The 13,067-nt window shown below is 70.8% G+C and carries 17 protein-coding genes; 11 read left to right on the top strand and 6 right to left on the bottom strand.

What is annotated here, in order from left to right; translation table 11 throughout:
- Window positions 1–4: 4 nt before the first annotated feature.
- From BLW09_RS09825 to BLW09_RS09810, 4 genes are all read right to left on the bottom strand, one after another.
- Window positions 5–751 carry an SGNH/GDSL hydrolase family protein gene (locus tag BLW09_RS09825; RefSeq protein ID WP_089911742.1) on the bottom strand — a complete coding sequence of 249 codons (747 nt, stop codon included), beginning with the start codon at window positions 749–751 and terminating at the stop codon, window positions 5–7.
- A gap of 82 nt (window positions 752–833) precedes the next feature.
- Window positions 834–1,550, bottom strand: coding sequence for an SGNH/GDSL hydrolase family protein (locus BLW09_RS09820; protein WP_231946763.1), 717 nt, complete (start codon window positions 1,548–1,550; stop codon window positions 834–836).
- Window positions 1,551–1,584: 34 nt separating this feature from the next.
- Window positions 1,585–2,256 carry an SGNH/GDSL hydrolase family protein gene (locus tag BLW09_RS09815; RefSeq protein ID WP_089911739.1) on the bottom strand — a complete coding sequence of 224 codons (672 nt, stop codon included), beginning with the start codon at window positions 2,254–2,256 and terminating at the stop codon, window positions 1,585–1,587.
- 71 nt (window positions 2,257–2,327) lie between these two features.
- The gene (locus tag BLW09_RS09810) at window positions 2,328–3,464 is read right to left on the bottom strand and encodes a glutamate--cysteine ligase (RefSeq protein WP_089911736.1); all 1,137 of its coding nucleotides are present in this window, start codon (window positions 3,462–3,464) and stop codon (window positions 2,328–2,330) included.
- 180 nt (window positions 3,465–3,644) lie between these two features.
- Between BLW09_RS09810 and rpsP the strand changes: the two genes are divergently transcribed.
- From rpsP to rimM, 3 genes are read left to right on the top strand one after another with little or no spacing between them, the layout of a single operon-like run.
- Window positions 3,645–4,127 carry a 30S ribosomal protein S16 gene (rpsP, locus tag BLW09_RS09805; RefSeq protein ID WP_089911733.1) on the top strand — a complete coding sequence of 161 codons (483 nt, stop codon included), beginning with the start codon at window positions 3,645–3,647 and terminating at the stop codon, window positions 4,125–4,127.
- A gap of 4 nt (window positions 4,128–4,131) precedes the next feature.
- Window positions 4,132–4,362, top strand: coding sequence for an RNA-binding protein (locus tag BLW09_RS09800; protein WP_018190686.1), 231 nt, complete (start codon window positions 4,132–4,134; stop codon window positions 4,360–4,362).
- A gap of 1 nt (window position 4,363) precedes the next feature.
- Window positions 4,364–5,011 (top strand): ribosome maturation factor RimM, encoded by a 648-nt coding sequence (gene rimM, locus BLW09_RS09795; protein WP_089911730.1) that lies wholly within the window; start codon window positions 4,364–4,366, stop codon window positions 5,009–5,011.
- 68 nt (window positions 5,012–5,079) lie between these two features.
- Here the strand turns inward: rimM and BLW09_RS09790 are convergent, their stop codons facing one another.
- Window positions 5,080–5,748: a GntR family transcriptional regulator gene (locus tag BLW09_RS09790; protein ID WP_089911727.1), complete on the bottom strand. Its 669-nt coding sequence runs from the start codon at window positions 5,746–5,748 to the stop codon at window positions 5,080–5,082.
- 46 nt (window positions 5,749–5,794) lie between these two features.
- Between BLW09_RS09790 and BLW09_RS09785 the strand changes: the two genes are divergently transcribed.
- Window positions 5,795–7,006, top strand: coding sequence for an MFS transporter (locus tag BLW09_RS09785; protein ID WP_089911724.1), 1,212 nt, complete (start codon window positions 5,795–5,797; stop codon window positions 7,004–7,006).
- A gap of 23 nt (window positions 7,007–7,029) precedes the next feature.
- Window positions 7,030–7,713, top strand: coding sequence for a tRNA (guanosine(37)-N1)-methyltransferase TrmD (trmD, locus tag BLW09_RS09780; protein ID WP_089911721.1), 684 nt, complete (start codon window positions 7,030–7,032; stop codon window positions 7,711–7,713).
- 102 nt (window positions 7,714–7,815) lie between these two features.
- Here trmD and map read toward each other — a convergent pair whose 3' ends face one another.
- Window positions 7,816–8,580, bottom strand: a complete 765-nt coding sequence (gene map / locus BLW09_RS09775) for a type I methionyl aminopeptidase (protein WP_089911717.1) — start codon at window positions 8,578–8,580, stop codon at window positions 7,816–7,818.
- A gap of 96 nt (window positions 8,581–8,676) precedes the next feature.
- Here map and BLW09_RS09770 point away from each other — a divergent pair, with 96 nt between their 5' ends.
- The 6 genes from BLW09_RS09770 (at window position 8,677) to BLW09_RS09745 (ending at window position 13,009) form a co-directional block, all read left to right on the top strand.
- On the top strand, window positions 8,677–9,174 hold the full coding sequence (locus BLW09_RS09770) for a hypothetical protein (protein WP_089916785.1): 498 nt from the start codon (window positions 8,677–8,679) through the stop codon (window positions 9,172–9,174).
- Between the two features lie 227 nt (window positions 9,175–9,401).
- Window positions 9,402–9,749 carry a 50S ribosomal protein L19 gene (gene rplS, locus BLW09_RS09765; protein WP_089911714.1) on the top strand — a complete coding sequence of 116 codons (348 nt, stop codon included), beginning with the start codon at window positions 9,402–9,404 and terminating at the stop codon, window positions 9,747–9,749.
- A gap of 102 nt (window positions 9,750–9,851) precedes the next feature.
- On the top strand, window positions 9,852–10,574 hold the full coding sequence (locus BLW09_RS09760; protein ID WP_089916782.1) for a ribonuclease HII: 723 nt from the start codon (window positions 9,852–9,854) through the stop codon (window positions 10,572–10,574).
- Between the two features lie 76 nt (window positions 10,575–10,650).
- Complete coding sequence (locus tag BLW09_RS09755; RefSeq protein WP_089911711.1) at window positions 10,651–10,974, top strand: DUF2469 family protein; 324 nt, start codon at window positions 10,651–10,653, stop codon at window positions 10,972–10,974.
- A gap of 137 nt (window positions 10,975–11,111) precedes the next feature.
- Entirely contained in the window at window positions 11,112–11,468 is a 357-nt protein-coding gene (locus BLW09_RS09750; RefSeq protein ID WP_089911710.1) for a YraN family protein, read from the top strand.
- On the top strand, window positions 11,468–13,009 hold the full coding sequence (locus BLW09_RS09745; protein ID WP_089911706.1) for a YifB family Mg chelatase-like AAA ATPase: 1,542 nt from the start codon (window positions 11,468–11,470) through the stop codon (window positions 13,007–13,009). The genes BLW09_RS09750 and BLW09_RS09745 overlap by 1 nt, the downstream gene beginning before the upstream one ends.
- Window positions 13,010–13,067: the final 58 nt, after the last annotated feature.

The following is a 13,067-nucleotide window of genomic DNA, read 5'->3' as shown; positions in this document are numbered from 1 at the left end:
GCGGTTACAGCGCCAGGTTGAGCGGTTGGAGCTTCGACTCGATGGTCCGGGCGACGACCTTCTGGCCGGCCGCGTTCGGGTGGATGCCGTCCGCCTGCAGCAGCTCCGGGTGCCCGACGAGCGGGAAGCCGATGTCGAGCCAGGTGCCGTCGACCCCGCGCACCGCGTCACCGACGATCTCGTCGACGCGGGTCATGGTCGCGGGGGGCTGGTCCGAGCCCCAGACCCCGGTGATGCCGACGATCGTGGCCTCCGGGAAGCGCTCGCGGAGTTCGCGCAGCATCCGCTCGGCGTTCGTGGTCACGGCGGCCGGGTCCTGCTCGCGGTCGTTGCGCGTCGCGGCGAGCAGGATCACCTGCGGATGGAGGCGGAGCGCCGCATCGACCTGCTGACGGTAGGTCGTGCCGTTCCACCCCGGCTTGACGAAGCCGGAGCCCGACACCGCGAGGTCGGTGAGCTGCCAGCCATGTGCCTCCGAGACGAGGGCGGGCCACGCCTGATCGGCCGTGACGCCCTTTCCGAACGCGATCGAGTCGCCGATCGCGACCGCGTCGACGACGCCGGAGGCGTCGCGCGCCGCACTGCCCGCTGCGGGTGCGGCGACTGCGGTCGCCTGGGCGGCGGCGGGCTGGGCAGACGGTGCGGAGCTGCAACCGGCGAGGGCGATCAGTGCCACCGTGAGTGCCGCGGGCGCGAGCAGGGGGAGCCGGGTCCTGAGCGGGCGCGAGCGGCGTCGGGTGAGGGTGCGCACGGGTGCGAGGGTAAACGGTCCAGCCTGCGAGAATGCTGTGCGTCGCTTCCTGGCGTGTCGCACCGGTGGTAGGCAGCCCGCGTCAGTGGTCGGAACGCTCAGCGTCGATGGCTCGAACGACGGCGCCCGCGATCAGCCGTTGACCTTCGACCGTGGGGTGCACCTGATCGCTGATCAGCAGTCCGGGATGGCCCTCGAACGGCTGGCCCAGTTCCACCCACGAGCCACCGACGTCGAGGACCGCCTCCCGCACGGTCCGCGAGATCACGGGGACCTGCGCGGGTGCCGGGTCGGAGCCCCACAGCGCGCTGACGCCGATGATGCGCGCGTGGGGGAGCGCGTCCCGCAGCCGGTGCAGCGCGGCGCGGGCCGCGCGATCCAACGCGGGCGTCGCGGCGGACACATCGTTGCGCGTCGCCCCGACGATGACGACATCGGGATGCAGCCTGATCACCGCGCTCACCTGGTCGTCGAAGGTGTGCGTGTTGAGGCCGGGCACAGTGAACCCGGCCCCGCTCTCCGCGAAGTCGTTCAAGGTCCAGCCGAGCCGATCGGCCGCGAGAAGGGGCCAGGCGTCGCTCGCCGGCACGCCGTAGCCGATCGCGATCGAATCACCGATCGCGGCAGCGGTCACGGTGCGCGGAGAGGCCGTGGCCGATGGCGAGGGCGCGGTCGTCGAGTGAGACCCCACGGTCGGCGAGGAGGCGCCGCCGAACGCCGTGCACGCGCTGAGCACGGTGCCGATGGCAAGGGCGAGAAAGGCGGCGAGCAGGGGGGAACGGGGACGTCGTGACCTCACGCGTTCCACCATAAGCGGCCCGCCCGAACGGCTCTCACAGGTTCAGCTTGTCCGCGACCACCGCCGCGATCGCCTGCTGACCCGGCAGGGTGGGGTGCTCGTCGTCGTCCTGCACGAGCCCCGCCTTGCCCCGGTAGGGCTGCCCTAGATCGAGCCAGGTGCCGCCCGCGGCGATGACCGCCTGTCGCAGTGCGTCGTCTCCGCCGGCGAGCTCGTCGTCCCCGGCCTGGCCGCTGAGTGCGTTGAACCCCGCGATGCGGGCATCGGGCAGGGCCGATGCGAGACGGTCGACCGTCGAATGGATGGCGGCGCTCAGCTCGGCGGGGTCGGTGCCGAGATCGTTGTCCGATGCGCCGATCAGCACGAGGTCCGGTCGTGCGGCGATCGCGGCATCCACCTGGGCGGAGAAGTCGTGACCGTCGGACCCCTGTGCGACGAAGCCGGCGCCGGGAACGCTGAGGTTGTCGAGCCGCCAGCCGTGGTCGGCGGCCACGAGGGCCGGCCACGCCTCGGACGGATCGAGCCCCAGTCCGGACTCGATGGAGTCCCCGATCACGGCGACGTGCTCTTCGTGTGCGGCGGACGACTTCGCGACGCCGGCGATGGACGCGGCGGTCGCCGACGAGCACCCCGAGAGGGCGGTCAGAGCCAGGAGCGCGGCCGTCATCGCTGTGGCCGCTGCGGCGAGGGGGCGTCGAGCGAGCATGGCAACACCGTACGCCTGGACCCTATGGATCGGCTTTGGCCGGCCGGTGGATCGGCTCGCCGCCGAGGGGCTCAGCGGGCCAGGCCCGAGCGCAGCTCGTGCGTCAGCGAGCTGACCACCGCCTGGAGGCTGCCGCCGTTCTGCTCCGCCACCGCGAGCTGCCGCTGGTAGCTGGCGCCGGTGTCCAGGATGGTGAGGACCGTCGACAGCTCGTCGACGCATCCCAGCCGCTCGGCCTCCGGCTGCAGGTCGTCCACCAGCTCGCGCAGGGAGTCGGAGACCAGACGCTCGCTGCCGTCCGGCGCCTGGATGATCTCGGCGTCGAGGCCGTACCGGGCCGCGCGCCACTTGTTCTCGCGCACGAACCAGGGCTGCAGGGTGACCGGTTCGACTCCCGCGTCCAGCTGCCCCGACATCCGGTCGGTCAGGCAGTGGATCAGCGCGGAGACGGCGCCGACTTCGTCGGCCGTGGAGAGCCCGTCGCACGCGCGCATCTCGACCGTTCCCCACTTCGGCGACGGGCGGATGTCCCAGCGCACCTCGGAGTGGTCCTCGACGACGCCCGTGGCGACCAGGTCGTCGACGTACGCCTCGTAGTTGGCCCATGTGCCGAACTGCCACGGCAGACCGGCCGTCGGCAGCTGCTGGAACATGAGCGCGCGGTTGGAGGCGTAGCCGGTGCGCGCTCCGGCCCAGAACGGGCTGGACGCGCTGAGCGCCTGGAGATGCGGGTAGTAGGTCAGGAGGCCGTTGACGATCGGCAGCGCCTTGTCGACCGAGTCGATGCCGACGTGCACGTGCACGCCCCAGATCATCATCTGCCGCCCCCACCACTGGGTGCGGTCGAGCAGACGGTCGTACCGCTCGTTCGGCGTCACCTTCTGGTCGAACCACTGCGCGAACGGATGCGTCCCCGCGCACATCAGCTCGACGCCGAGGGGATCCGTCACCTCGCGCACCAGGCCGATGAGCTCCTGGAGATCGGTGATCGCCGCCGGCACCGTGCGGTGGACGCGGCTGACCAGCTCCACCGTGTTCATCAGCAGCTCGTGGGTGATCTGGGGGTGCTCGCGCCCGTCGGGCGTTCCCAGCTCGCGCAGCACCTCGTCGGCGATCTGGACGAGGTCGCCCGTCGCGCCGTCGACGAGGGCGATCTCCCACTCGATGCCCACGGTGGAGCGCTCGGACTCCGAGAAATCGATCTGCATGCGGTCGTTCCATCCGTCCGATTGTTCAAAGCAGCGCAGTATCTGACAGAATAGCTAGTTGAGTTCGACGTACCCGACCCTCTATCCGGTGCGGCGGACGAACAAAGACCTCCTGCCGCGTGTGCCCCCACGCCCACGGCAGTCAGTTCGATACAACTCATCCATTCACACAGGAGAATCGTGGCTGTCAAAATCCGTCTGAAGCGCCTGGGCAAGATCCGCGCTCCCTACTACCGCATCGTCGTCGCCGACTCGCGCACCAAGCGCGATGGTCGCGTGATCGAGGAGATCGGTCTGTACCACCCGACCGAGGAGCCTTCGCGCATCGAGGTCGACTCCGAGCGCGCGCAGTACTGGCTCGGCGTCGGCGCCCAGCCGACCGAGCAGGTCACCGCGCTGCTCAAGCTCACCGGCGACTGGGGTCGCTTCAAGGGCGACAAGAACGCCGTGAGCACCGTCAAGGTCGCCGAGGGCAAGGCCGAGTTCGTCGCGGACGAGAAGAAGAAGCCGGTCCTCAAGCCCAAGTCCGAGAAGCCCGCCGACGTCACCGCCGAGGCGGAGGCCGTCGTCGAGGCCGAGGTCGAGCGCGAGGAGGCCGCCGAGGCCAACGTCGTCGCCGAGGCCGAGGCCATCGCGGACGACGCATCCGACGAGAAGGCCTGACGTCTTGCTCGCACCCGCGCTCACGCATCTGGTCAAGGGGATCGTCGATCACCCTGACGACGTCCACGTCGTGGCCAAGAGCTCTCCGCGTGGCGAGGTCCTCGAGGTTCGTGTGAACCCCGAGGACCTCGGCCGGGTGATCGGCCGGTCCGGCCGCACGGCGAAGGCTCTCCGCACCCTGGTCGCTGCGCTGGCCGACGGCCGGCGCGTCCGTGTCGACGTCGTCGACGACTGAGGTGGCGGACCACAAACTGCCTCGCAAGGAGGTCGCCCCCCGGCCCGGTCAGACCGAGCTGCGCGTCGGGCGCCTCACGAAGGCGCACGGCCTCAAGGGCGCGCTCAAACTGGAGCTCTTCACCGACGAACCGGAGAAGCGGTTCGTGCCGGGCGCCGTGTTCACCCTGCAGGTGCCCACCGCATCCAAGTGGCACGGCAAGACGCTCGAGCTCCGCGAGTTGCGCTGGTACAACGGCCACCCGGTCGGATTCTTCGCCGGTGTCGACGACCGCACCGAAGCCGAGACGCTGGCCAAGGCGATCCTCTGGGTCAGCCAGGACGCCGCGCAGCTCCCCGATGAGGACGACGCCTGGTACGACCACCAGCTGGTCGGCCTCGACGCGGTGCGCGACGGGGTGACCGTCGGGCGCGTCGCCCGCGTCGATCACCTCCCGGCGCAGGATCTGCTCGCCATCGCGACGGCCGGCGGCGAAGTGCTCGTCCCGTTCGTGAAGGCGATCGTGCCGGAGGTCGACATCGCCGCAGGGACAGTGACGCTCACGCCGCCTGCCGGGCTCTTCGAGGAGCTGCCGGACGACGATCCGGAGCCGGAAGGCGAGCCCGCCGGCGCGGAGGACGAGCCGGAACAGGCGCCGTCCGAGGACTGAACGACATCGAAAGAGGGCGACCCGCGCGGGTCGCCCTCTTTCGTCTGCGCCGGGACCGTGCCCGTGGCTCAGGAGACGATCGCGAGTCCGCGTCCGCGCAGCGAGCGCGCGTCGGCGCCCAGTGCGGCCACCAGCCGGTCGTGGGTGCCGACGACATGCTCGTGGATGCGCGCAGCGGCCTCGTCCGCCCGGCGCGCCGCGACGAGGGCGAGGATCTCGCGGTGCTCGTCGGCGGCATGCTCGTCGCGGGCGACCAGCCAGCGCGCGCGGGCCAGCCGGGTCATCGCGTCGTCGACGGCGTCCGCGAAGAAGGCGTTGCCCGAGAGGGCGGCGAGCCGGACATGGAAGTCCGTCCCTGCTCGGACGGCGCCGTCGGGGGAGCGGTCGCCGGCCGATCGGCCCAGGTGCTCGGCCAGTTCCGCGATCTCCGCGTCGGAGGCGCGCGCGCAGCTGAGCCGCACCGCCGCGGATTCGACCGCGTCCCGGAACTCGCTCAGGCGCGCGATCTCGGCCAGATCGATCGGCGTGACCTGCCAGCCGCGTCCGTCCCTGCCGACGAGCCCCTCGGACTCCAGCCGCATGAGGGCGGAGCGCAGGGGAGTGCGGGAGGCTCCGAGCTCGGCCTCCAGGCCGCGCTCGGTGAGCCGGGAGCCTGGCACCCGGTCGAGGTCGAGGATCTGGGAGCGGAGGCGGTCGTAGACGCGGGACGTCTCGGCGACGGGCAGATGCTCGGACATGACGCTCCTTTGGGATACCGGCTTGGTATACCGCTAGGGTATACCCATGTTCAGCGGAACCGTGCGCCGTCCCCGCCCGTGGCTCATGCTGGCCTTCGGCGTCACCGCCCAGGCGAGCTCGACCGTCTTCGTCTCGACGCCGGCGTTCCTCATCCCGCTGCTGCACACCGAGCGCGGCCTGAGCCTCGCCCAGGCCGGTCTGCTGGCGTCCGCGCCGACCCTCGGCCTCGTTCTGACCCTGATCGCGTGGGGTGCTCTCAGCGACCGGATCGGCGAGCGGTGGGTCATCGCGTCGGGTCTGGCCGTCACCGCTCTCGCGGCCGTCGCCGCCATGTTCGTCGACTCCTACCTGGCGCTCGGTGCCCTGTTCCTGGTGGGAGGGATGGCGTCGGCCAGCCCGAACGCGGCGAGCGGGCGCGTGGTGATCGGCTGGTTCCCGAAGGAACGCCGCGGTCTCGCCATGGGCATCCGCCAGATGTGCCAGCCGCTCGGGGTCGCGATCGCCGCGGTCAGCGTCCCTCTGCTCGCCGCGTCCGGCGGAATCGCGGCAGCGCTCGTCGTGCCTGCCGCGCTCTGCGGGGTGTCCGCTGTGCTGTGCGCGATCGGTATCGTCGACCCGCCCCGGCCGCCGCGGAAGGCGCCCGCGGGGGAGGACGCGCATCCCCAGGCCGTCTGGCGGCCGTACCGCGAGACGTCGCTGCTGTGGCGCATCCATGCCGTCTCCATGCTGCTCGTCGTCCCGCAGTTCACGGTCTCGACGTTCGGGCTGGTCTGGCTGGTGTCGCAGCTGCATTTCTCGTCGCTCGCCGCGGGCATCGTGATCGGTGTCAGCCAGTTCGCCGGGGCGATCGGCCGGATCGGCGTCGGAGTGCTCAGCGACCGGGTCGGCAGCCACCTCCGACCGCTCCGGTGGGTCAGCGTGTGCGCGGTCGGCGTGATGCTGCTGATGGCGGCGGCCTCCGCCCTCGGCTCGGTGCCTGCGGCCGTCATCCTCATCGTCGCGGCGATCGTCACGGTCGCCGACAACGGTCTGGCGTACACGTCGGTCGCCGAGATCGCCGGGCCGTTCTGGTCGGGGCGGGCGCTCGGAGCGCAGAACACCGGCCAGTTCCTCGCCGCATCGGTCGTCGGGCCGGCCGTCGGTGCGCTGATCGGGTGGGTCGGCTATCCGATCGCCTTCGCGGTCGTCGCGCTGTGCCCGGCGGTGGCGACACCGCTGGTGCCGCGCGACCGCGAGCTGGCGGTCGTCCCGGCCTAGCGGGGCCCTCCTAGACTCTCCGTATGCGCATCGACATCGTCACGATCTTCCCGACCTTCTTCGATGTGCTCGACATCTCGCTGCTCGGCAAGGCCCGGCAGTCGGGTCTCATCGAGCTCGGCGTCCACGATCTGCGCGACCACACGCACGACCGTCACCGGACGGTCGACGACACCCCGTACGGCGGGGGAGCCGGGATGGTCATGAAGCCGGAGCCGTGGGGCGAGGCGCTCGACGGCATCCTCGACGGCGCGGCCGATCCTGTCGTCATCTTCCCGTCGCCCGCCGGCGAGGTCTTCACGCAGTCGATCGCGCGCGAGCTGGCGCAGGAGCAGCACCTGGTGTTCGGGTGCGGGCGCTACGAGGGGATCGATCAGCGCGTCTTCGACGACACCGCGGCGCGTGCGCGGGTGCGGCTGATGAGCATCGGCGACTACGTGCTCAACGGCGGGGAGGTCGCGACGATGGCGATGATCGAAGCGGTCGGCCGGCTCATCCCCGGCGTCGTCGGCAACCCGGAGAGTCTGGTCGAGGAGTCGCACGAGGACGGCCTGCTCGAGTACCCCAGCTACACCAAGCCCGCGGTGTGGCGCGGACGGGAGGTGCCCCCCGTGCTGCTCTCCGGCAACCACGGCGCCGTCGACGCGTGGCGTCGCGAGCAGCAGCTGGAGCGCACGCGCGCCGTCCGCCCCGACCTCCTGCCCTGACCTGCCTCCACTCCCGTCCCCACCGTCGAGTCCGCAGAAATTGCACGCTCTCGGGGTGGTCGGCGTGCAATTTATGCGGACTCGACGGTGGGTCGGCGTGAGTCAGGGGGCCGTGAGGACGAGGGGGCCGTCGTCGGTGATCGCGACGGTGTGCTCGGAGTGGGCGCCGCGCGATCCGTCCGCGCTGCGGAGCGTCCAGCCGTCGCGGTCGGTGTAGATCTCGTCGGTGGTCTCGAGGAACCACGGCTCGATCGCGACGACGAGTCCCGGGCGCAGCGGGTAGCCGCGGCCGGCGCGTCCGTCGTTCGAGATGTGCGGGTCGCCGTGCATCGTCCGGCCGACGCCGTGGCCGCCGAACTGCGTGTTGATCGAGTAGCCCTCCGCGTGCGCGACCGCGGCGATCGCCGCCGAGATGTCGCCGATGCGCCCCCCGGGCTGCGCCGCCTGGATGCCGGCCGTGAGCGCCCGTCTGGTCGTGTCGATGAGCCGGAGGTCCTCGTCGCGCGGCGTCCCGACCACCAGGCTCACGGCCGAGTCGGCCACCCAGCCGTCGACGCTCGCGGCGAAGTCGAGGGTCAGCAGATCGCCGTCCTGCAGCCGGTAGTCGTGCGGGAGGCCGTGCAGCACCGCGTCGTTGACGGACGTGCAGATCACCTTTCCGAACGGGCTCGCGCCGAAGGACGGGTGGTAGTCGATGTAGCAGGACTCGGCGCCGCGCCGGCGGATGAGGTCGTGCGCGAGCGCGTCCAGCTCCAGAAGGTTGACGCCGACGTGGGCCGCCGCGGCCGTCTGCGCGAGCACGTCGGCGACGAAGCGGCCGGCCGGTCGCATCTGCTCGATCTCGGCGGGGGTCCTCAGCTCGATCACGGGGGCTCCTCTCGGTGTCGGACCCCTCCAGTCTCGCAGGTGGGCGTCCGGGAAATGCGCAGCCGCAGCACAGCCGGCCCCGGCTACGCTGGGCGCGTGATCATCCGCAAGGCGTTCTACTGGTGGCTCTTCCCGTCCGCCGTGGTGCTCCCGGCGTGGCTGCTGGTCGGCTGGGCCGCCTTCAGCCAGGGGAGCGGATGGTCGTTCCTCGGCCTCCTGCTGCTGTGCCCCATCCTCTTCGTCGCCATGCTCGTCGTCGGCGGGATGGTGATGGCACGGCGCAGCGTGCGTGAGAGCCGGGCGGTCTCCTGGTACGACGTCGGCCTGTTCGGCGCCTGGCACCTGGCCATCATCGCGTTCGGTTTCTTCCCGGCCGGCGTGACCGGGTGGCTCGCCGTGCTCGGCATCCTGCTGTTCATCGCCATCTTCTGGGTCGTGCTGTGGGAGCTCCTCACCGAGACCCGGGCACGGGTCGCGATGACGTTCGAGGCCTATCAGCGGGCGGCGCAGCCCCGCCAGGTGCCGCAACCGCCGGGCGAGTCCGTCGACGGAGGCGAGTACATCGTGATCGAGGAGCGCCGCGAGCGCGAGTGAATTCCGGCTCGATCGTCCGGCCGTCTCCTCCATCGATTCGGGACGCTTTGGCAAACCCGTGCTGCGCATGGCAGAATTGACCCTTGTGCCGCGGCCAGGCCCTGCCATAGGGGAGCCAGCATTTCTCGCGGACACCCACTGACCGAACCCAGACGGCCGGAACTCCTGATCGGAGCCGGCCCCGAGTCCGTCCCCGACCTGTGGCGGGTACAGAGAGCGAACACCCCATGCACATCCTCGACCAGCTCGACGCCGCGTCCCTCAAGCAGGACATCCCCGAGTTCCGCGCCGGCGACACCGTCAAGGTGCACGTGAACATCATCGAGGGCACCCGCTCTCGCGTCCAGGTCTTCCAGGGCGTCGTCATCGGCCGCTCCGGCGAGGGCGTCCGCGAGACCTTCACGGTCCGCAAGATCAGCTTCCAGGTGGGCGTCGAGCGCACCTTCCCCGTGCACTCCCCGGTCATCGACAAGATCGAGGTCGTCACCCGCGGTGACGTGCGTCGCGCGAAGCTCTACTACCTGCGCGAGCTCCGCGGCAAGAAGGCGAAGATCAAGGAGAAGCGCGAGAACTGATCTCCGCCTCCCAGCGCTTCCGAAGCCCCCGACCCCTCGTGGATCGGGGGCTTCGTCGTGTCCGGAGCGGCTGACCGCGTCGTGTTCGATCGTCCGCCGGCGATGAGTGACAATGGAACGAGCTTCCCGCAGATCGAGAGGGCGGAGGACGAGGAACGCATGATGACCCCGGTGTCGCCGTCACTGCGGTTCGAGAAGGCCCTCTACCGCGAGGGCGTCACGTCCATCGTCGCCGTCGACGAGGTCGGCCGTGGAGCGCTCGCGGGGCCGGTCGCTGTCGGGATGGTCGTCATCGACACGGCCGTCAAGCGGATCCCGCCGGGACTGCGCGACTCCAAGCTGCTCCCCGAGCCGGTGCGGGAGTCGCTCGAGCCGTTATGCCGTCGATGGGCCATGCATCACGCGGTCGGTCTTGCGACGGCGGCCGAGGTCGACGCTCTCGGGATCATGCGCTGCCTGGGTCTGGCCGGAGCCCGCGCCCTCGCCCAGCTGGAGCAGCAGGGCGCCGTCGTGCACGACAGCACCCTCATCCTCGACGGCAACTACGACTACCTGAACCCGGCATTGATGCGGCCGGCGAGGGTGGTCACCCGGATCAAGGCCGACCGGGATTGCGCCTCCGTCGCCGCCGCCTCGGTCATCGCCAAGGTGCACCGCGACCGGATGATGATCGCGCACGACTCGGAGTATCCGGGCTACGGCTGGGCCAGCAACAAGGGGTACTCGACCCCGGAGCACTTCGCCGCTATCGCGGAGCTCGGTCCGAGCGCACTGCACCGGATGACGTGGCTCAAACAGCCGGCTCTGATCGACATCCCGGAGTGACCTGGTCCGTCGGTTCGTCCACAGCGTGACCGCGACCGACGCGCGAGTCGCCTCAGCGGCATAGACTTGACGGACGATGGATGATGACGAGTTCGACGACTACGACCGCGAGGTCGAGTTGGCTTTGTATCGCGAGTACCGGGACGTCGTCTCGCAGTTCAAGTATGTGATCGAGACGGAACGCCGTTTCTATCTGGCGAACGAGGTGGAGTTCGTGCGCCGCGATACGGAGCACGACTTCTACTTCGAGCTGACCATGAACGACGTCTGGGTGTGGGACGTGTACCGGGCCGACCGCTTCGTGAAGTCGGTGCGGGTCCTGACGTTCAAGGACGTCAACATCGAGGAGCTGTCCTCGAAGGAGTTCGAGCTGCCCAAGGAGCTCGCGCTCGACGAGTGATCGTCGCGGGGTCGTGAGCGCCTGATCGCTCGCCCCCGACCTGTTCACAGGCGCCCCCCCACCGCCGTCTTTCCACAGATCCGTCCTCTCCGCTCCGCCGACCGGCCCCACCGCCGAGGCTGGAGGCGGAGGTTGACATGGCTGAGAAAGACGAATTGGGGCGTCGCGGCGAGCAGGTCGCGGCCGAGTGGCTGCACGAGAACGGGTACACGCTCATCGACCGCAACTGGCGGTGCCCATCGGGGGAGCTCGACCTCGTGCTCCGACACGGCACCACCCTGGTGTTCGTGGAGGTGAAGACCCGGTCGTCGCTGACGTTCGGGCACCCGTTCGAGGCGATCACGTCGCGCAAAGCCGCACGGCTGCGGCGGCTCGCGGCCGCCTGGTGCCGCGAACGGGAGCCCGGGGCCGTGGCCGTCCGCATCGATGCGATCGCTGTGACCGACGCGTGGAGCGATCGGCCGGTTGTCGAGCACCTCACCGGGATCGCCTGATGGCTCTCGCACGCACGTTCGCGATCGCGCTCGACGGACTGCGCGGGCACGTCGTCGAAGTGGAGGCCGACATCTCGGCCGGTCTGCCCGCCTTCGTGCTGATCGGCCTGCCGGACACGGCGTTGGGGGAGTCGCGCAAGCGGGTCGGCGCCGCCGCCGTGAACGCCGGCTGCTCGCTGTCGCAGAAGAAGCTGACGGTCAACCTGTCGCCGGCCGCACTGCCGAAGCAGGGTTCCGGTTTCGATCTCGCCATCGCGGTCGCGGCGCTGTCGGCGGCGGGGGTCGTGCCTCCGGCACCGGCGGCGCGCGCGGTGCATCTGGGCGAGCTCGGCCTCGACGGACGGCTGCGTCCTGTGGCGGGGGTGCTCCCCGCCGTGCTGGCCGCGCGGGAAGCCGGGTTCGACCGGGTGCTCGTGCCGGCGGGCAACCTCGACGAGGCGTCCCTGGTGGACGGGATCGAGGTCGTGGGTGTGACGGGGTTGCGCGCAGCGGCCATCGTGCACGGCGCCGAGCTCGATCCGGTGGAGGAGGATCCGGTCCTCCCTGCGGTGGCGGAGCAGCGCGCCGCACGGGAGCCGGACATGGCGGACGTGTCCGGCAATGGCGAGGCCGTCGAGGCTCTGGTCGCCGCGGCGGCCGGCGGCCACCATCTGGCGATGGTCGGACCGCCGGGGGCGGGCAAGACGATGCTCGCCCGCCGCCTGCCGTCGCTGCTGCCCGACCTGGCCGGAGCCGAGGCTCTGGAGGCGACGTGCATCCGTTCGCTCACCGGGCTGGGTGTCGGTGCCGAGCTCGTCCGCCGGCCGCCATTCGAAGCTCCGCACCATACGGCGTCGGCGGTTTCGCTGGTGGGCGGCGGAAGCGGACGGATCACACCCGGCGCGATCGTCCGCGCCACGCACGGCGTGCTCTTCCTCGACGAGGCTGCGGAGTTCCCGCCGTCCGTGCTCGATGCGCTCCGTCAACCTCTCGAGAACGGGAGCATCACCATCCATCGCGCGAGCGGGGCCGCCTCGTTTCCTGCTCGGTTCCAGCTGGTGCTCGCGTCGAACCCCTGTCCGTGTGGTCACTACGGTTCGGCGGACGCGGAGTGCACCTGCTCGCCGATGGCCAGACGGCGCTACCTGGCGCGGATGTCCGGGCCGTTGATGGACCGCGTCGACATCCGTCTGACCGTGCGGCGCCTGGGGCTGGCCGCCCTGCACGCTGCGTCGGACCTGCACGCGCCGGGCTCGACCAGCAGTGAGCTGCGGGCACGTGTCGAGTCGGCGCGAGCCCGCGCGGCCGAGCGCCTCCGGGGAACGGGGTGGGTGCGCAACGCCGACGCCGCCGGGAGCTGGCTGCGGTCCGGGGAGCGTCGGCTCGGCGCCACAGCGATCGCACCCCTCGACCGTGCGCTGGAGCGCGGCGGCATCACCATGCGCGGCTACGATCGCACGCTGCGCCTTGCATGGACCCTTGCCGATCTCGACGGCGCCTCGTCACCGGACGTCGATCATGTCGGTCGCGCGCTCTTCCTGCGAAGGGGGATCAGCGCATGAGTGGGGCGTGCGACGGGTGTGCTGTCGCGGGGCTCGCCCGTGCCGGCGCGCAGCGAGG

This window comes from Leifsonia sp. 21MFCrub1.1 (assembly GCF_900107895.1).
GTDB lineage: Bacteria > Actinomycetota > Actinomycetes > Actinomycetales > Microbacteriaceae > Leifsonia > Leifsonia soli.
This window is presented reverse-complemented; position numbering and strand designations above follow the sequence as displayed.